The organism is Candidatus Saccharibacteria bacterium oral taxon 488, from assembly GCA_013100825.1.
Lineage (GTDB): Bacteria > Patescibacteriota > Saccharimonadia > Saccharimonadales > Saccharimonadaceae > Nanosynbacter.
This window is the reverse complement of sequence record CP040001.1, coordinates 22,000-40,022: the sequence shown is the minus strand read 5'-3', so window position 1 is coordinate 40,022 and position 18,023 is coordinate 22,000. Positions and strand designations below refer to the sequence as shown.

General features: G+C 51.7%; 16 protein-coding genes and 4 tRNA genes. 11 read left to right on the top strand and 9 right to left on the bottom strand.

The annotated features are described in order from the left end of the window. Nucleotides 1-73: 73 nt before the first annotated feature. The 5 genes from FBF26_00195 to FBF26_00175 form a co-directional block, all read right to left on the bottom strand. Nucleotides 74-427: a hypothetical protein gene (locus FBF26_00195; protein QJU09699.1), complete on the bottom strand. Its 354-nt coding sequence runs from the start codon at nt 425-427 to the stop codon at nt 74-76. 415 nt (nt 428-842) lie between these two features. Then, nucleotides 843-1,127, bottom strand: coding sequence for a hypothetical protein (locus FBF26_00190; GenBank protein ID QJU09698.1), 285 nt, complete (start codon nt 1,125-1,127; stop codon nt 843-845). Then, on the bottom strand, nt 1,117-4,308 hold the full coding sequence (locus FBF26_00185; protein ID QJU09697.1) for an SGNH/GDSL hydrolase family protein: 3,192 nt from the start codon (nt 4,306-4,308) through the stop codon (nt 1,117-1,119). The genes FBF26_00190 and FBF26_00185 overlap by 11 nt, the downstream gene beginning before the upstream one ends. 76 nt (nt 4,309-4,384) lie before the next feature. Further along, nucleotides 4,385-6,541: a hypothetical protein gene (locus FBF26_00180; protein ID QJU09696.1), complete on the bottom strand. Its 2,157-nt coding sequence runs from the start codon at nt 6,539-6,541 to the stop codon at nt 4,385-4,387. 3 nt (nt 6,542-6,544) lie between these two features. Next, complete coding sequence (locus FBF26_00175) at nt 6,545-7,843, bottom strand: UDP-N-acetylmuramoyl-L-alanyl-D-glutamate--2,6-diaminopimelate ligase (GenBank protein QJU09695.1); 1,299 nt, start codon at nt 7,841-7,843, stop codon at nt 6,545-6,547. A gap of 40 nt (nt 7,844-7,883) precedes the next feature. Here FBF26_00175 and FBF26_00170 point away from each other — a divergent pair, with 40 nt between their 5' ends. From FBF26_00170 to FBF26_00160, 3 genes are all read left to right on the top strand, one after another. After that, a complete protein-coding gene (locus FBF26_00170; GenBank protein ID QJU09694.1) occupies nt 7,884-9,128 on the top strand; it encodes a tRNA (adenosine(37)-N6)-threonylcarbamoyltransferase complex transferase subunit TsaD in 1,245 nt (414 codons plus the stop codon). 18 nt (nt 9,129-9,146) lie between these two features. Continuing rightward, a complete protein-coding gene (locus tag FBF26_00165; protein QJU09693.1) occupies nt 9,147-10,070 on the top strand; it encodes a peptidoglycan bridge formation glycyltransferase FemA/FemB family protein in 924 nt (307 codons plus the stop codon). A 172-nt stretch (nt 10,071-10,242) separates the two neighbouring features. Further along, on the top strand, nt 10,243-12,798 hold the full coding sequence (locus tag FBF26_00160) for a valine--tRNA ligase (protein ID QJU09692.1): 2,556 nt from the start codon (nt 10,243-10,245) through the stop codon (nt 12,796-12,798). Here the strand turns inward: FBF26_00160 and FBF26_00155 are convergent. Next, nucleotides 12,785-13,138: a hypothetical protein gene (locus tag FBF26_00155; GenBank protein QJU09691.1), complete on the bottom strand. Its 354-nt coding sequence runs from the start codon at nt 13,136-13,138 to the stop codon at nt 12,785-12,787. The two genes, FBF26_00160 and FBF26_00155, sit on opposite strands and share 14 nt — an antisense overlap. Nucleotides 13,139-13,333: 195 nt before the next feature. Then, nucleotides 13,334-13,426: transfer RNA gene (locus FBF26_00150), tRNA-Ser, on the bottom strand. A gap of 108 nt (nt 13,427-13,534) precedes the next feature. Here FBF26_00150 and FBF26_00145 point away from each other — a divergent pair. The 7 genes from FBF26_00145 (at nt 13,535) to FBF26_00115 (ending at nt 16,234) form a co-directional block, all read left to right on the top strand. After that, nucleotides 13,535-13,942 carry a hypothetical protein gene (locus FBF26_00145; GenBank protein QJU09690.1) on the top strand — a complete coding sequence of 136 codons (408 nt, stop codon included), beginning with the start codon at nt 13,535-13,537 and terminating at the stop codon, nt 13,940-13,942. 31 nt (nt 13,943-13,973) lie between these two features. After that, complete coding sequence (locus FBF26_00140; GenBank protein QJU09689.1) at nt 13,974-14,504, top strand: hypothetical protein; 531 nt, start codon at nt 13,974-13,976, stop codon at nt 14,502-14,504. A gap of 107 nt (nt 14,505-14,611) precedes the next feature. Next, a tRNA-Arg gene (locus FBF26_00135) sits at nt 14,612-14,688 on the top strand. A gap of 9 nt (nt 14,689-14,697) precedes the next feature. After that, nucleotides 14,698-14,785: transfer RNA gene (locus tag FBF26_00130), tRNA-Ser, on the top strand. Nucleotides 14,786-14,808: 23 nt separating this feature from the next. Continuing rightward, a tRNA-Ser gene (locus FBF26_00125) sits at nt 14,809-14,898 on the top strand. A gap of 11 nt (nt 14,899-14,909) precedes the next feature. Beyond that, entirely contained in the window at nt 14,910-15,782 is an 873-nt protein-coding gene (locus FBF26_00120; GenBank protein QJU09688.1) for a hypothetical protein, read from the top strand. Continuing rightward, the gene (locus tag FBF26_00115) at nt 15,779-16,234 is read left to right on the top strand and encodes a 23S rRNA (pseudouridine(1915)-N(3))-methyltransferase RlmH (GenBank protein QJU09687.1); all 456 of its coding nucleotides are present in this window, start codon (nt 15,779-15,781) and stop codon (nt 16,232-16,234) included. The genes FBF26_00120 and FBF26_00115 overlap by 4 nt, the downstream gene beginning before the upstream one ends. On the opposite strand, the gene FBF26_00110 is transcribed toward FBF26_00115, so the two are convergent. After that, the gene (locus FBF26_00110; GenBank protein QJU09686.1) at nt 16,167-16,931 is read right to left on the bottom strand and encodes a ComF family protein; all 765 of its coding nucleotides are present in this window, start codon (nt 16,929-16,931) and stop codon (nt 16,167-16,169) included. The genes FBF26_00115 and FBF26_00110 overlap by 68 nt on opposite strands. A 95-nt stretch (nt 16,932-17,026) precedes the next feature. Between FBF26_00110 and FBF26_00105 the strand changes: the two genes are divergently transcribed. Beyond that, a complete protein-coding gene (locus FBF26_00105; GenBank protein ID QJU09685.1) occupies nt 17,027-17,515 on the top strand; it encodes an Hsp20/alpha crystallin family protein in 489 nt (162 codons plus the stop codon). Between the two features lie 107 nt (nt 17,516-17,622). On the opposite strand, the gene FBF26_00100 is transcribed toward FBF26_00105, so the two are convergent. Then, on the bottom strand, nt 17,623-18,003 hold the full coding sequence (locus FBF26_00100; protein ID QJU09684.1) for a hypothetical protein: 381 nt from the start codon (nt 18,001-18,003) through the stop codon (nt 17,623-17,625). Between the last annotated feature and the right edge of the window lie 20 nt (nt 18,004-18,023).

The following is an 18,023-nucleotide window of genomic DNA, read 5'->3' as shown; positions in this document are numbered from 1 at the left end:
CTTTCCTGGTCGTGTCCTTGATGCCTTGACGTACCTATTGACTATTCTTCACAATTAACCCCGTCAAACTCCATCAACGATTCACTCTGAACAGCTGAATACTCGTCAATACTACAGCAACGATACCAACTATGAGTCCGGTTCTCGCCCAATTAGAAAGCCCCTCAAAACCGCCCCCAAACAAAGATGTCTGTAGTAGGAGTAAAAACGACACAGGGATAAATAGCCATAAAATAGCCGCCAGATGTGAAAGTGGAAAATTCTTTCTTCTATTCGCAGAAGTAAACAATAATAACAGACTGATCACAGCTGCAATACATTCTATAATCAGCCCTATCTGATATGTATTACCTCGCACCACGAGTAGCGGCATGGTAGCCATAACGGCCGTCAATACTATATTCTGCGTTATCTTTTTATTCTTCACAACCAACCTCCTTCGGTAGCTTGTTTAGTTTTATTAATCTTCATAGGGTGATTAGCCATGTGCTACCTCACCGTCCCCCTGCGAATGGCTGTGAAAACCAAAAATAATGAAAACATCCTTCTGCCAGTGCAAATGTGCATACGACGAGCAGCACTACGGCAATGGAGCGTAGACTTTTATAAAAATTACCGTGAGCAGGTTTATAGCTATACCGATCACACTTGCCCACACAAGAATGATCCCTAACAATGAGTTAACTTGCCTCGGATTCATGTCTAGATTCGGTATTCCCGCGAATAGGCAAAATGCCATTACCGCCAATAGACACGTATAAGTTGTCGTGGCGTATTTTACAATCTTATTTTTCTTCACAGCCCACCCTGTTGAACATAACACATTTTACTTTCCAAGCTCACTAGAACCGTATCTCTTTTACAGCCTCGGACAAAAAATATCCAAAAACGAGTAATAAGCTGGCGACGATACTGGGCACACAACAAAATTTATAACCCCCAGAAGCTCTCACTAAAATGACAATGCCCGCTATCATAAATATAGCACTCAAAGCTAGCAACGAGCATTGTGCAACAAATATACTGACACCATCAGCCAATAGCGGACCGATTATGTAGTATTCTAGCAACAATATTAACATTGGGACAATAATTGATAATCCTACAATTATTTTCTTATTCTTCACAACTAACCTCCTTCGGTAATGTATTTAATTTTATTAATCCTCGTAGCTTATAATCTTTTGATCCTGGTTTGAGTGCTGGCGATAGGTAGTCTTCTGGTTTTAGGGCGTAGCATTTTTCGCTTACGTCTTTGGCGAGGATAATCGGTGTTCCTTTTTTGATGTCACCGTCAGCTTCTTTCATAACGACCAGTTTATTGAATGCAAGTCCGCGCGTCTCTTCGCTTAAAGTATGCCCAACCAGTGCATCAGCGTTATTCTGGTTTTTTGACTTGTCAACGTAATCGTTTGTGACGCCAGTCAGGTTGGCTGCTCGCGTATTGCGAAAGAGATAAATCCGATCCTCATCTTCGCCAAGTGATGACTTGCCGTTGCGAGCAGTATACAGGATGGGATCGGTGATCTCAGGGTCGCAGGCGTCGTCGATGCCGTCAAGGTCTTCGTCTTTATTAGCGGCTTGAGCGAAGACTCCGCAGGGTTGAAGTTTGTCCGGCGTGCCATTTTCGTCGATATCGTCCAGGTTTGGACCTTTGATGAGAATGGTTTGGTACAGTTCCTGCTTCTTACCATCTGGAACCTCGCCAGACACCACCAGCGTGTGATATCCAGCGGGCAAATCCTCAGGCAGTGCCACAGATCCATTAATTTCACCATTCTTATCAGCTTCAATCTCGCCCAAATCTCTTGGCTCAGAGTAAATCTTTACGTATACCTTTTTCCATGGCTTATACGGGCGTCTGGATGTTTTGATCTCTATATATTTTTCTTGAACTTTTGTTGCTGTCCCATTAGATAGTTTATAATAAGTAAACTTTATGTCTTCCTGTTCATTAGCAACATTAAAATAGGGAGGTGCTGGTATATTATCCTTTGTCGCAGAGTTGTCGGGACAAGTTGTCGCGTCATTTTTACAGATTTTATAGTCCGCAGGATTAACGCCACCTAGCTCTTTCCTAAAAGCACGAGCAATATCGGCGTGACCTTTGGCGTTTGGATGAAAACTCTCTTGAAACTCTACCCAAGGAAGTCGAAGATCTGGAATTCTACTAACAATCATCTCATTCAGCAAGAATGGGTTAACATGTCTGTCACTATTACCACAAAGCCAGTGATCTCCAAAAGCGCTTTCTATATCAACGTATTTGACGCCGGCTGCTTTCGCAGCCTGTTTAATAGTGTTATTAAGGTAGGTTATAGAATTTGTAATCATCTCTCGCTCCCTTGCACTCAAAGAAAGAAGGCCACGCCCAAAACATGGTGCATCAGGAGCGCCATTTACAAACTGAGGATAACCCAACACATAGATCTTTGTCTTATTGTTTGTGGCAGTTTTTAATTCTTCGTACAAAGATTTTAGCCGCTCAAATTGTTCAAGTATCTCGCTCTTAATGCGATTACGCATTTCAGGTTTTGCATACACACAATCACCTAGCGTAGACTCCGGCCCTACGCATGATACGAGCTTTTTACCAAACCCCACATCATTCCCGCCCGCCGTCAGCGTGATCACCTTTGGTTGATATTTCTTTACGAACTCGATTTGCTTGACGCGTCCTGGGATCATCTCATTGAGCGCCATCTTCTGCAATACTCCTTTGTTGTCATAACCGTGCAACCGCCCGAGCGGGCTGTCCTGGCCTTCGTAGCCACCCGAATTATCCCAATTCATGTCGTACACCGTCGCCCCACTACACGCAACCGACGCCCACGCCGCCGACGGGCCGCTCCCCAGCCCCATCCAGTTCGCCAGTTTGTACGGATACGAACGCGTGCTGACATGGCACTTTTCCTTTGGCGCGCCCTTCGCCTTATCTTCATTCACATCCGTCCACTGGCGATAATACTTCCGGTCAGTCGCTGGATTTTTATCAGTATCACCCTCGCCGCTGGAGAAGGAGTCGCCAAGGGCGAGATACTTGATATTGCGTCGATCGCCAGGAATTGGCTTACCCTTATAGCCGTCTGGATATTCGACGTCAAAGGTTGAGGTGAAAAGCTTTCTGTGCCGATCCTCGCGTATATGAACCTCCGACACTTGATACTGTGAATATCCCCATAAAAAAGCGGGGTCACACTGATTAGTAAAATTTTGAATAAGTCGCGGACTAGCAATAACTGCCGAATGTAGTCTTTCTGAGATGTTAATTCCCTTAGAGCGAACTATACTAAATGACCTCCAAGAGTCCTCCCCAAGGAAGAGCCCTCTGAAAGCTCCCTTGGTTTCTGTCCAATACACACTTATCAAATATGGTGATAACGGTTTCGTATTATTTTTCTGGTCGTAAACGACCGCATAATCACCGTAAGCCATTGCCCTACGTAGGCTGGCAACTGCATCTTGATGATAGGGGCGCTCATAGTAACGGCTCTGGCGTTCAAACAAGGTTAGCCATTGGCTAGAGTAATCACTTCCAAAAGAGCCACATGATTTGCCATAATAATTATTAATATAGTTGACCAGTTTCTTCGTTGTTATTTTATCTAATAAATCTTCATATCCGGACTTCTCAGGATACCACTTCGCGCCCGGATCATCCGAATTTATTTGAGGACCACTGTAGTTTTCAGGATAAACCGTCCGAAAATTAGATGAGAGGAGCTTGTTGTGACCAATTTCATCTATTGCAAATTGACTAGTACTGCCGCTAGTGTAACCTAAGAAAAATTCGGGTATACGATAATTTGAATTAATTTGCTGCAGTGCTGGGCTCGCTATGCTTGCAAAATATAGTTGTTTGTGCGACCCCGCCTTCCGCTGGACTACGAGTCGACGAACCTTGTTGACTTGCTGAAAACTAAGTTCAAAATCATCCCTACCATCTTCGGTCCAATATACAGCAGCCAGCGAGGCACTAGAATTGTTATTGTGATTATTCTTTTGTGTATAAATCACCGCGTACGCACCAGCTGGTGAATTGATGGCTTTTTCAAGACTTGCAACAGCTTCAAGGTGATGCGGATTTGCAAAAGATTTTTGTCTTTTAAAAGAATAAAACCACTTCTTCGCATAATCATCAGTCGGTGAGCCGCACGTCTTGCTATGATAATTGTCCACATAGTTAATCAAGGTCTTCGTCGTCACTTTCTCGACCAGATCACCATACTCAGAAGCCGCTCCAGCCGTCGCCGGCACCGCGATGCACACCGCTAACGTAGCCCCAATAACACTAATAATAAATTCCACATAAGCACCCCCTCCGTTATGCGTATGTCAAAATTGTACCAGACCGCCTCGCGCGCGACAAGAAACCAGCTACCGTCTACTCAAACCGTCGCCGCAGCGCGATGATGTCCAGCCGCGCTAATTCCTCGACGGGCAGCTGCCGCATATATGCAATTACTCGTGACGCCAGCGCCGGATCGGGACAATCGGGCCTCGTTGATAGCTGCCGACCAGCCTGCAGCGCCGCCAGTGCCGTCCGCATCTGCCGCCAAAAGGTATAATAATCAAGCTTGACCTTAACCTGATAGCCACCAGCATCTTCAATTACAAAACCCTCAATCCACTCGCCCTGCCACTGATACGCCATACCGTGAAGTTGATCAAGCCACGCCGCAAACTCGCTCCACGATGAAAACTCCGCCGCCAGACGTTTGCTGTCCGCCCCAATCTCGCGCGCAAATCGCTCCCGCTCCTGCCGGTCGACCGCCTCGTATGCAACCTGCCGCTTGACGATATCGAGCAGCACCAGCTGATCCGACTCATAGGCGATAATATGCGGGTCAAATCGCGGCAACATGACCTCAAACAATAGACACAGGTTATGACGGCGCAGATAATCAGTGATATACGGCAGTCTGTCTCGAAATTGCTCCAAAAATTCTCGCCGAAAGGCCGCCGCATAGTCACCCTCGGTCGTTGACTTTGACGCCATCACCAGCCCGCCCGCCGCCGAATTGTACCCGACTAATCCTAAAAATCCATTCTCTTTCACCCACGCCCGCGCCGGAAAGACCATCGTCTGCTCCAGCGCCGCTAGCTCAGTATCGCGCCGCTCGCCAATGTTAAAAAACTTGTCATAGGCCCGAATCACGATCTCGTTTGTCAGCGTATTGAGAAACAGTCCGCGCGCCCGCATCGTTTGCGTCGTCCATGTTTGACGATAAAATGCCTCGGGCTTGAAATTAAACGAGCTGATATCACCCGGCAGGATTGATTCGCGAATGTAACGATTCTGCCGCAGCTGGCTTAGGAACGCTGCGTTTTCCGGATACAGCCGCGCTGTTGCCTGTTGGTTTCGAATAGTGATTGGCGTCATGCCGTTCTCGTCCAGCCGCACTGTTCGCAGCTCGCCGCCAAACTCAACCTTTCCCTCTAAGTTATAGCACCGTTCGTTATAGCGCGTGGGATAATTTTGCCTGTTGCGATGTCCATGAATCTGAAACGTCGCGTCATCAGTCCGCGCCATAAATGCATCATCCACCGCCCCAACCTCATCATATGCCCCCACGCCGTGGATCAGCTGGCTAGTCGCCACCAATGGTAACTGCTCTGGCAGCGCACTGAGCCCGCCGTGTGTCACCAAAACCGTTTGCCCCCGAAACTGATACAAAACATATTGATCCATCCGCCGCAGCAGCCGCGCTACCTTGCGCTTATCGATGCCCGCTGCTTCCAGCTGCGGCTGGGTTTGTTCGCTAAATACCCGCGCTGCAACTGGCTGATCAGTCGCCCACTGCCAGAGGTATAGCTCATGATTGCCCTCCACAAACCGCACGTTTGGTCGGTCAAGTAACTCGTCACAAACAAATCGCATTACCGCATCATTCTCCGCACCGCGATCTAATAGGTCGCCGACAAAAATATACAGTTCATCGTCCCGAAGCGGATACCGCTCAAAATATTCCTTGAGCGGTGTATAGCACCCCTGCACATCGCCGATGTGATGAATTGCCTGATACCTATCAACGTTCTCTGGCTGATTGGTAAGCAGTTGACTCACCTCCTCAGCCGTCCGTACCACCGTCACCCATTTCGGCGGTGAACTCCGCTGCAGCCGCCGATGCATACGCTCAAGTACGCTACTCGGCACCACCTTATGGCTCGGCCGCTCTTTATTACGCTGCTGACATACCGCCAGCGGCACATCGGCAAAATCAATCACCACCAGCCGGTAGCGATATTTCCGGCACAGCTCGCCGTACGTCTTGAAATAATTTGGCGTCGTGTGTGTTGCATCAACCACCGTCGTCTCACCCCGCGTCATCCGCTGCTCCAGCATCTCGTGTAGCAACCGCCACACCATTGCGTCTTGACGCGACGGCATAGTCGTTTGCCCGTCAAGCGTCAACTGCGGCGACGCCAGCATCAGCCGTATCGCATCCGGCGACAAGGTATACATATCAAGCCCCTGCTCCGCGAGAAACGTCGACTTACCAGAGCCGGGAATCCCTCTGGTTACCAATAGTAGCCGCATACCTCACGCCGCCCGTTCCCGACCAACGATCTCGCGCACCACCTGGCCATCATTCCACGGCAGCCGCTGACCATTGACGATCCGATATTGCTCGTGGCCCATACCGGTGATCAGCACCATATCGCCCTTCTTGGCGCAGCCAAGCGCCCGCTCAATCGCCTGGCGCCGGTCGGCAATTTCCGTCGTTTTCGCGTCGCCGCGACCGCGCTCAATTCCCTCCTTCAACATTCGCCGGATTTGCTCCGGATCTTCGTTATAGCTTTCCTCGTCAGTCAGGAAAATCCGATCCGCTCCACGCGCCGCGATCTCGCCCATAATCGGTCGCTTGCCCTGATCACGATCGCCACACGCTCCGAACACCAAGATCACCCGCTGCTTGGTGATGCCGCGTGCCGCCGCCAACAGCTTTTCCAGCGCATCTGGCGTATGAGCATAATCAACGATCACGTCATAGCCCAGACCCTCAACCGCCCGCTCAAACCGCCCCGGCACAGCCTCGACATTGGCTACGCCTTCCTGGATATCCTCCAGCTTGACACCCAACAGATACGCCAGCGTCGTCGCAGCCGTCATATTCATCACGTTGAACTCGCCCGGCAGATTCGTCGCCAACTCCAAGTGCGTCTGATGATCCAGCACCACATCGGCCTCGGTGCCCTTGCGATACAACTTGACATGGGTAATTTTTGCCTCAGCCTCCACGCTTCGGCCGTACGTCATCTTTTGCTCGCTGGCGACAAACTGATTGAAATAGTCGTACCACTCATCGTCGCGGTTGAGCACGATAAATCGCGGGCGCAATTGAAACAGCTTGCTCTTGGCCGCCGCGTACTCTTCCATCGTTTTGTGATAATCGAGGTGATCCTGCGTCAAATTCGTCATCACCGCCGCCTCGATCGGCACGCCGTCCAGCTTGTGCTGATCCAGCGCATGACTCGTCACTTCCAGCACCACATAGTCAGCATTCGCCCGCTTGGCATCGCGGAAAAACCGCTGCATCCGCGCCGTACTCGCCACCGTAGCATTGAGGTCGTTGAGTTTTCGCTCGCCCGCCACCTCGATCACCGCTGTGGTAAACATCGCCGTCGTGAAGTGAGCTTCTTTCAAAATCTCATTGATATAGCATGACGTCGTCGTCTTGCCATTCGTCCCCGTCACCGCGATCACCCTGAGGTGCTTTGACGGATTGCCATACCGCGCGCTAACCAGCTTGACGCGCAGCCGCCGATACCCATTCTCTAACCGCCGGAGCATCCCGACAGGCAGCACTTTCCTCACAAACTTCACCAACATGGCTTTCATATCCCTATTTTACCACTTATATTTGCTATAATAAAAGCAAATGAGGATTTTGGGAATCGAGTCCAGCTGCGACGAAACAGCGGCGGCGATCGTTGAAGACGGCGAACGCTTACTTTCTAATGTGGTCAATTCCCAGATTGACATCCACGCCGAATACGGCGGCGTCATCCCAGAAATTGCCGCCCGCAGCCACCTGGAAGTTATCAACCCGGTCATTAAAAAAGCTTTGTCTGATGCTGGCTGCACCTGGGATGATATCGACGCCGTCGCCGTTACCTATGCGCCCGGCCTGATCGGCTCGCTGCTCATCGGCACGCTCGCCGCCCGTACCCTCGCCGTCATTCATAATAAGCGGCTCTACAAGATACACCATGTCGAGGCGCATGTGTATGCTAATTTCATCACCGAACAGAGAAAGAGAGGCTCAAAACATACCAAATTGCTGGAATTAACAACATCTGCACAAACCCGAGAGGCGAGCTTGTCAGATTCCTTGCGAGACGAGGACTGTTTGAGCAAAGCGAGTCCCGCAGTCGCCAAAGAATCTGACGAGAAAGCATCTCGGCGTGCGGAAGCCGTTGTTAATTCTAGCGATTTGGAGCTGTCTTTACCACATCATCAACCCGCCTTTCCCCTCCTCGCCCTCATCGTCTCTGGCGGTCACTCGCAGCTCGTCCTATTCCAAAATCACGGCGACTACCGACTCATCGGCCAAACCCAAGACGACGCCGTCGGCGAGGCGTTCGACAAGGTCGCTAAAATCATCGGCTTGCCCTACCCTGGCGGCCCTGCCATCGCCAAAGCAGCCGAGCTCGGCGATCCCCGCGCCTTTCACCTACCTATCGCCAAGCTCGCCGGCGAGTACGATTTTTCCTTCTCCGGCCTCAAGACAGCCGTTCTGAGGACCGTTCAGCGCGAAGTGGGCAAAGACTTCACCTTTCCGTCGCACGAGCTCCCTGCCCTAGTAGACGATGAACTGAGGCATAATATGGCAGCCAGTTTCCAGTACACCGCCGTTAAAACCTTGGTCGATAAGACTAAAAAAGCCTATGATAATTTCCAGCCCGCCTCCGTCGTCATCGCCGGTGGCGTCGCCGCCAATCAAGAATTACGCCGCCAACTGCGTGAGGCCTTACCAATCGGCATCGAATACGCGCCCATCCAACTCTGCACCGACAACGCCGCCATGATCGCCGCGCTCGGCTATTTCCGCGCCCGCATTGACCAACCCGCCGACCCGTACGACCTGGAGGTCCAACCAAGTTTATCAATGACAGTAAGCTAACGTTGTGAGGATTACAACATGAATCAACATTTTTTACAATCAACTGCCTGGCAAGCTTTTCAAGAGTCGCTCGGCCGCACCACCTTTCGCGATAGCGGCCCGGGTTGGGAATATTTGGCTATCCTGGAGCGCAGCACCGGTAATTCCCGTCTGTATTGCCCGTACGGCCCGACCGCCAATGACGAACATTCGCTAGCGGCAGCGCTTAACTCTCTAGCTCAGCTCGGCAAAAAACACCACATTACCTTCCTGCGCGTTGAGCCAACCAACCTCGACTCTGCTGCCCATCTCCAAGCTCACGGCTGGAAAAAGGTCACCTACCAAAAACTCCAGCCGGAGCATTCGCACGTCATTGACTTGACCCAGCCGCAAGACCAGCTGATCGCCCACATGGCGCAGCCAGTTCGCAATGTGTACCGCAATTATCATAAAAAAGGCGTCGCCGTTCACCGCTCGACCGACCCGCACGACATTGATATCTTGCTGAAATTTGTCCACCAAGTCGCCCGGCAGCGCGGCATTACGCCGCATCCTGATAGTTATTTTTGCCAACAAGCCACCACCCTCTTCCCACTCGGCGCCGCCACGCTGTACTACGCCACGCTTGATGATCAGCCCATCGCCGCCGCCTTGTTTTATCACAACAACGACACGCTATATTACGCCCACGCTGGCGCCTCGTCAGACCCGGCTCACCGCAAACTCAACGCTGGCACCGCCCTGCTGGCCGAGGCAATCATTGACGCCCAGCAGCGCGGACTAACCACCGCTGATCTTTATGGCATTGCCCCGGATGGCGCCGACAAGAACCATCCGTGGGCCGGCTTTACCAAGTTCAAACGCTCATTTGGCGGACGCGACGTTACTTTTGCTGGGGCTTGGGATTTGCCATTACAGCGCAGCCGCTACTGGCTGTACCGCGCCTACCAAACGCTGCATTAAAACGCCCCTAGCCAGGCATCATCTACGGTTTTGCCGCCCCTTTTTCTGTGGTATAATTGGCTTGGTAATATAACCGCGTGGAGAGATTATTTACGCCTATTGTCCGAGTTTTCACGTGAAAAATCTTGACGGTAGCGATGCTCGCTTTTCACGTGAAAAGTAGGAATTATTCATGCAACTAGCCAAACAATATACCCCAAACGATTACGAACCAAACATTTACGCCATGTGGGAAACCAGCGGCGCATTAGAGCCGACTGGCGTCGGCAAACCGTATTCTATCGTCATGCCGCCGCCCAACGCCAATGGTAACTTGCACATTGGCCATGCCCTGGACATGAATTTGAAGGATATTATGATTCGCTATCACCGCATGAAGGGTGATGATGCGGTATTTATTCCTGGGGCAGATCATGCTGGCTTTGAGACCTGGGTAGTTTATGAAAAAGAGCTAGCCAAACAGGGAAAAAGCCGCTTCGACTTTTCACGTGAACAACTATACGACCAAGTTTGGAAGTTTGTGGAAGAAAAACGCGGCAATATGGAGTTGCAGCTGCGAGCTCTGGGCGTCAGCGCTTCTTGGCAGCATTTGACCTTTACGCTGGACGATAAAGTCATCGCTACGGTGTACGAGACGTTCAAAAAAATGTGGGACGACGGGCTAGTATACCGCGGTGAGCGGATTGTCAATTATTGTACCAAACACCAAACCAGCTTCGCCGACATCGAGGTTGAACATAAAAATGAAACAGGGAAGTTGTGGCAAATCGCTTACCCGACGCTGGATAAAATCGGCGAAATTGTCATCGCCACCACGCGGCCGGAGACCATGCTGGGCGACGTAGCAGTAGCTGTCCACCCGGACGATGAGCGCTACAAGCACCTTATCGGCACACGGATTCTCCTGCCAATCACCGACGAGGAAATCCCGATTATCGCCGACGAGTACGTCGATATGAACTACGGTACTGGCGCGGTGAAAATTACGCCAGCGCACGACCCGAACGACTTTGAGATGGCCCAGCGCCACAATCTGCCGCTCAAGCAAATCATCAGCCAAGAAGGTAAGATGATTAATGTACCGCCGCAATTCCTAGGCCTGACGCCAGCAGAAGCCCGCACTCGCGTGTTGGCGGCTTTAGAATCGTTGGAACTGCGCCGCGGCGAAACAGACATTGAACACGCCGTCGGACATTGTTATAAATGCGGCAGCGTGATTGAGCCGATGGTTAAGGAACAGTGGTTTATTAAAATGCAGCCGCTGGCTCAGCCAGCCATTGAAGCCTTAGAGAGGGAAGAGATTACCTTTTATCCAGCCGCCAAACGCAAAGAGCTCATCGCTTATCTTAAACAACTGAAAGATTGGAATATCTCCCGGCAAATCCCGTGGGGCATCCCGATCCCGGCGTTTGTCAATGAGAACGATCCGCGCGATTGGATATTTGATATTCGTACCAGTGAACAAAAGATTGTTGTAAATGGCACAACATACATGAGGGAAGAGGACACCTTTGACACGTGGTTCTCATCCGGCCAATGGCCGTACATTGTCACTGATTATCTAACCAGTGGGGAACTAGCCAAATATTTCCCAACCAGCCTGATGGAAACTGGCATGGACATTATGCGGGCATGGGTGGCGCGTATGATTATGCTCAGTCTGTACCGTACTGGCAAACTGCCGTTCAAGGACGTTTACCTGCACGGTATGGTCAACGACGAGCACAATCAAAAAATGTCCAAATCCAAGGGCAATGTCATCAATCCAATGGAATTAGTCTCAGAATTTGGCTCAGACGCCACCCGCATGGGCATCATCGCTGGCCGCGCGCCAGCTCAGCATCAAGCCTTCAACAAGGGCGCGGTCATCGCTGCTCGTAATTTCTGTAATAAGCTGTGGAATATCGCTCGTTTCGTCGAGGCGCAAATCGGCGATGAACACCAAATCGTTGACCTGGAGCCGCAGACACCGGCCGACCACTGGATTATCCGCCAGCTGAACGACGCCGCCAATAACGTCGCCGTCCGCCTGGAGCAGTACCGCTTTTCTGAAGCCGCGGATACGGTCTATCACGCTATTTGGGACGACCTAGCCGATTGGTACATCGAATCATCAAAAACCGCTATCAACCGCCCATTACTGTCATGGGCGCTGGCAACTAGCCTGAAAATCGCTCATCCATTCGCGCCATTTGTCACCGAAACGATTTGGCAGACGCTTAATTACACCGATGGCATTTTAATGCGCGACCACTGGCCAACCCCAGAAAAGTTTGATCCTATCGCCGCCGAGCAGTTTGAACAGCTGAAGACGCTGGTCGCGGAAGGCCGCTGGGTAATCGCCGAACTGCCGGGCAATAAGAAATACCGCTTGTTATACGGTAATGACAGCCTCATCGCCGATAATCAAGACACCATCAAACACCTCATGCGCCTGGAGTCAATTGCACACACCGATCAACCGCGAGGCCTTAGGTTGGCGGCGGCAAACAGGGAAGCGTGGTTGGATATTGACGAGGAGACACTCTATCAGCACCAGACCGATCTGGAAGTGCGGCTAAGTGAAGCGCGGCGAACCCTGTCAAGCCTCCAAGCACGGCTGGATAATCCAACTTATGTTGAAAAGGCGCCAGCCCATCTCGTCGAGGAAACTCGCCAGCAGCTGGCCGAGCAAGAAAAGCTCATCCAGCGCTTCATCGGCGAGCTCGAAGTCATCAGCTCACGCTAATCGGATCGACTATCAGTCGATGCCCATCAATGTCACCATCGCCACCACGACTGACAAGCTTGGTGTGTAGGTGTTTGCGATCAGCGCTGCGCGGCGTCGTCCGCGGATGAGTTTGTCCGTCCTTTAGCACCCCTGAAAAATCATGATGGTCAGAGTGAGTGTGCGGTGAGGAATGCGGCTTGCTGTGATGGTCGTCATCAACCTGGCGCGCATCACTCATGAGTTGCCAAGCAGAAACAATCGCTTTATCAATATTCGTATCGTGTAGAAACACGCCGAGGCTGGTCGACAGGCCCAGTGCCATCGTGGTAGTAGTAATAATGTGTGATAAATATTTCATATTCTTTTTATGTTTATCTCTATGGATCTGGCCATAGCAATGTTAGGATAATAGCATAAGGTTTTTAATTTGTCAATAATATTTCCTGATTTAGATGGTGCCGTCGGCCCAAAATTCTATTCGATACCCACTCCGCGTACTAAACAAAACAATAAAATAAGTCCCGGATAAACCGAGACGAGAGCGGCATAACTCTGGCGGAGGAGGGGAGATTCGAACTCCCGCTACAGGTCTCCCCGTACTAACGATTTAGCAAACCGTCCCCTTCAGCCACTTGGGTACTCCTCCATGAGCCAAAAATAGTGTATCATAGAAGCAATGGTCTGGCTAGCCCCGCGGCTAGCAGGCGGGCCGCAAAACTTGACAATAAACCTAAGAGGGAGGATAATAACGCGCATGAAGAGGTTTTTCGCAGGTATCGTTAGCATCATGCTGACCATCGGTGTCGGCACGGTAGTTTTGAGCACTCCAGCGTTCGCGCTCGGCGAGGGCGGCGTCACTCGTGGCATCAATGATGCGCGTGGCGACGGCGTGCCAACCAACTTAACTAACGGTGACAGCTCGTTGGTGAAAAAAATTATCAACATCATGCTCTATTTCATCGGTATCCTCGCTGTGGTGATGCTGATTTTTGGTGGTTTTCGCTACGTTGTTTCTAGCGGCAACAAAGACGCCGTCACCTCGGCAAAGAACACCATTCTCTATGCCGTCATTGGTCTGCTCGTCGCCCTATTTGCTTACGCCATCATTCAATTTGTCCTCAATACCGTAATTGGTCTTGGCGGTAATTCTACCGACGTATAGCAGATCATACCGCTCGTGGTATACTAGACATATGGAAGAGCAGCCACACGCAACCGACACCGAAAACACCCAACAAGACGCGGCCCAGCCGATGACTGACTTATCGCAGCCCATCGCCTGGCAAGCTCCTGAGGGCGTGCAGGCCCACCGCACGACTGGCTGGTATATTGCTGTTGGTTTCGTAGTGCTTGCCCTGATGGCGCTGGCGATCTTTGTTTTTAATAGCTGGACATTCGCGATTTTGCTGCCGATTATGGCGGTGGCGCTCGTACTACTTCGATCCAAGCCATCAGCGATGGTCAATTACGCCATCAGTCCCAAGGGGGTTTACGTCGCCGACCGCTTGTATGATTTTAGTGAATTTCGAGCCTTTGGGCTGGGGCAAGACGGTGATCAGCACTCGGCAATTTTACTGCCGGTCAAGCGGTTCTCACCGGCACTGACCATCTATTTTTCTGAGGCCGAGGGCGAGACCATCGTCGACATGCTGGGGGCACGACTACCGATGCAAGAAATCGCGCCAGATGCACTGGAGAAGCTCATTCGGATCATCAGGCTATAGCTTGCCCCGAGTTAACAGGTGTGCTAGAATACAAAAGTTCATTGCCGCTGGCATTGAAAGTTCTTTATATTTTTGTTATAGCCAATCGGATTTCCGAAAGGCTGTATGCACCCGTAGCTCAGCTGGATAGAGCGTTGGCTTGCGGAGCCAAAGGTCGTACGTTCGAATCGTGCCGGGTGTACCATTTTTATTTGGAGAGGTGCAGGAGTGGTTGAACTGGCCGCTCTCGAAAAGCGGTATGGGGCAACCCATCGAGGGTTCGAATCCCTCTCTCTCCGCCAGAATCCAGTCGCTACGATTAATTGGAAGGGTGACCGAGTGGTTGAAGGTACCGGTCTTGAAAACCGGCGTGCGGTAACACGTACCGAGGGTTCGAATCCCTCCCCTTCCGCCAGACACGACATCATGAGAGAAAGATTAGAAACATTGGCCAAACGGGGGGTCGCTACGATAGCGGCCCTCGCTTCATTAGCGCTATCAGCGTCCAGCCGCCCAAACATCTCGCCCGAGCAGGCCAGGCACACCTACGTCGTCGGCATGGGTGATTCGGTCGCCAGCGGGGCAGGGCTGGGGGGTTACGACGACACAACAACAGAGTGCCGGCGCTCACCCGAAGCTTACGCGCGGCGACTCGAAGCGTCTGGCATTCCTTCAGATAACATTACCCTCGTGGCCTGCCGTGGCGCCGGGCCAGAGCATATCTCCGGCCAGCAGTTTGACGACCAGCCGCCGCAAATCAACGCCCTTAGCCCCGAAACTGATATTGTCACACTGTCGCTTGGCGCCAATATGATTGACCTTAACGCGGTGTTCGACGCCTGCCTGCACGAACGGTGTGACACGCGCAGCGAGATGTATATCGATGTCTTTCGCCGACTGTACTCAGACGAATATCGTCAGTCGCTCGAGCAAGCCTACCGCGCCATCCTTGAACATGCCCCCAACGCCCAGCTATACATCAACCTCTATACCACGCCCATCCAGCCACGCGACATCTGTCCAACGATTATCAATAACGATACCGATCACTTTGTCGCCAGCTTTATCGAGACGGTCAATCAAGCTATCCGCGACGTTGTCGCCAGCATGCACGAACCGCGCATCACCTTGGTCGAGCCGCCAAAGAACGTCGATGCTTGCGCCACGTTTGGTCTTGGTGTGGTAACTGGAGGTGACGACGTGGGCCATCCGACCGCTTATATCCATCACCAAATCGCCAAGGCAACCGCCGAAGCCATCTTACATGATAATAACGCCCCGCCGAAAGCCCGCACGTGAAAATCACCATTCTCACCATCGGCAAGCGGCACGAGCCCTGGGTGGAACCAGGCATTAAGCGCTTTTTAGAGCGCCTCAGAGCGCCATTCGTCGCAGAAATGATCATCACAATCCCACATTCCGGCCAAATCGGCGACAGAGCGCGCCAGGATGAGTCAGAGCGCCTGATGTCTCGCCTCAAGCCGCACGATTTCATCATCCTCCTCGACGAGCGCGGCCGCAACCTGAGCTCACCGGAGCTATCGCGGCTCATTCTTGATCACACCGATCAGCACATCGTTATCATCATTGGCGGGGCCTATGGCGTCACCGAGACGCTTCACCGGCGAGCCGACATCGTTTGGTCGCTATCACGCCTGGTGTTTCCACACCAGTTGGTACGGCTCATTCTCGCCGAGCAGCTGTACCGCGCCCAAGAGATCGCTCGGGGCGGTGCGTATCATCACGACTAGGATGTGGCGACGTTTTTACAGTAGCCTTTTTATCGTTCCCCTGGCGAGCGACAATCCCCACGCGAATGTCCCGCGCACCAGCCGCTCGTAGCGTTTGGGCTGCCGCTGTAATCGTTGAGCCAGTGGTAAAAATATCATCCAAAATCAGATAGGGAACATCGGCCCGAACGCCACATGCGCGGAAAAACTGCTGCGCCTGCTTTCGACGCTCAGCCGCCGAGCGAGCATAATGCTGCGTCACATTCGTCTGTCTGACCAAGGGTCGCTCGACTCTCAATCCCCGCCGCCGAGCAAACTGCCGAGCAACCAGCAACATATGATCATAACCGCGCTTACGAATATTGGCAGGGGCCGTCGGCACCGGTACAACCACCGTCGAGACCTCGTATTCTGGGAGCAGTTCGTCTAGGAGCCTAGCCAACACCCCACTGGCGGCACGTACGCGGTGAAACTTATAATCATCAATCAGCCGCGCCACCGCACCTCGCCGCCACAGCACACAGTCGAGCGCCTCGTAGGGCAGGGCATGTCGCCGACAGGCATTGCCATTAGCGCACGGCTGTCCACAAATAACGCAGACCTGACAATGATGCCGCTTTACCGCCTCAAGACACGACCGACACAAAAGCGAGCCAGTTGCACCACAACCATAACAATAATGTGGCGCGATATATGATAATAGCGTATCAATAGGCATTTTTCGCTTTTTCGCCTTTCACTCTTGATTATAGCGCACATAACCGTTATACTAATAGATGATATTGTCAATCAGCCTATAAAGGCGGAGGAAACATGGCACGCAAAAATGACGATTTGTTAATTGAGGATGAGCTAACTGCAGCTTTCTTGAATGATGATCTGGCTAATGACGCGCCGCAACCAGCCGCACCCGCAGCAGCACCGGCTACCGCAGCGCCCACCCCTGATGATGATTGGGAGGATGAGGCCGATGATTTGATGGGGCAGCTGGCAGTCGATGTATTTGAATCAGAAACCGAACTTATTATCAAAGCCCGGACGGCTGGTGTTGATCGTAACGACCTAGATGTCAGCATCTCGGACGGCATCCTCACGATCAGCGGCACCCTATCAAGCGGCGACGAGACCGATGTCAAGAACTGGCATATCCAAGAATGCTACTGGGGCGAATTTAGTCGTACCCTGGCGCTGCCCGTCGCGGTCAACGAAGAAGGCGTCAAGGCCGAACTCAAAGACGGCGTGCTCACCATCACTTTTGAGAAAATTAAACAAGAACGTGCCAAGAAGATCCAAGTCTTGTAGTCCTTCGCCAGACCCGTTGACGTCATAGTGTTTGACGCCGCCAGACAACCAGAATAAAACACCCTCGCCATAAACGAGGGTGAATTTGTCGTAGACAGGACGCGGTCTTATGAACTTACACCGCGCGACGTTGTGAGAACAAAGTTAACGATCGCATAGGCAAAGATCGCCACCACCAGACCAATCACCGCGTACATGATGGTGTTTTTAGCAGTGGTCACCTTATTCGAGTCACCAGATGAAGTCGTGTAAAGGATACCGCCCCAGATCAACATAATCACCGACAAGATACCGACGAAGTAGAGAATACCGTTGACAATACCCTTGACTAGTTGCTGTGGATCGTCAACCTTCTCGGCAACCCGATCACCCTTTGAGTCGCTGATGCCCTTGTCCAGGTTGTATTGTGCCTGGGCCACTGGTACTGTCGCGAACGCCAACGCTAGCGTAGCCACAATACCAACAACGATGAGTTTTAATTTGTTCATTCTTGATTCCTTGTTTACCA

Excerpts from the sequence above, each read along its gene's own strand:
- FBF26_00180 (QJU09696.1), bottom strand. The coding sequence starts at position 6,541 with ATGCGGCTACTATTGGTAACCAGAGGGATTCCCGGCTCTGGTAAGTCG.
- FBF26_00175 (QJU09695.1), bottom strand. The coding sequence starts at position 7,843 with ATGAAAGCCATGTTGGTGAAGTTTGTGAGGAAAGTGCTGCCTGTCGGG.
- FBF26_00170 (QJU09694.1), top strand. The coding sequence starts at position 7,884 with ATGAGGATTTTGGGAATCGAGTCCAGCTGCGACGAAACAGCGGCGGCG.
- FBF26_00165 (QJU09693.1), top strand. The coding sequence starts at position 9,147 with ATGAATCAACATTTTTTACAATCAACTGCCTGGCAAGCTTTTCAAGAG.
- FBF26_00160 (QJU09692.1), top strand. The coding sequence starts at position 10,243 with ATGCAACTAGCCAAACAATATACCCCAAACGATTACGAACCAAACATT.
- FBF26_00155 (QJU09691.1), bottom strand. The coding sequence starts at position 13,138 with ATGAAATATTTATCACACATTATTACTACTACCACGATGGCACTGGGC.
- FBF26_00145 (QJU09690.1), top strand. The coding sequence starts at position 13,535 with ATGAAGAGGTTTTTCGCAGGTATCGTTAGCATCATGCTGACCATCGGT.
- FBF26_00140 (QJU09689.1), top strand. The coding sequence starts at position 13,974 with ATGGAAGAGCAGCCACACGCAACCGACACCGAAAACACCCAACAAGAC.
- FBF26_00120 (QJU09688.1), top strand. The coding sequence starts at position 14,910 with ATGAGAGAAAGATTAGAAACATTGGCCAAACGGGGGGTCGCTACGATA.
- FBF26_00110 (QJU09686.1), bottom strand. The coding sequence starts at position 16,931 with ATGCCTATTGATACGCTATTATCATATATCGCGCCACATTATTGTTAT.
- FBF26_00105 (QJU09685.1), top strand. The coding sequence starts at position 17,027 with ATGGCACGCAAAAATGACGATTTGTTAATTGAGGATGAGCTAACTGCA.
- FBF26_00100 (QJU09684.1), bottom strand. The coding sequence starts at position 18,003 with ATGAACAAATTAAAACTCATCGTTGTTGGTATTGTGGCTACGCTAGCG.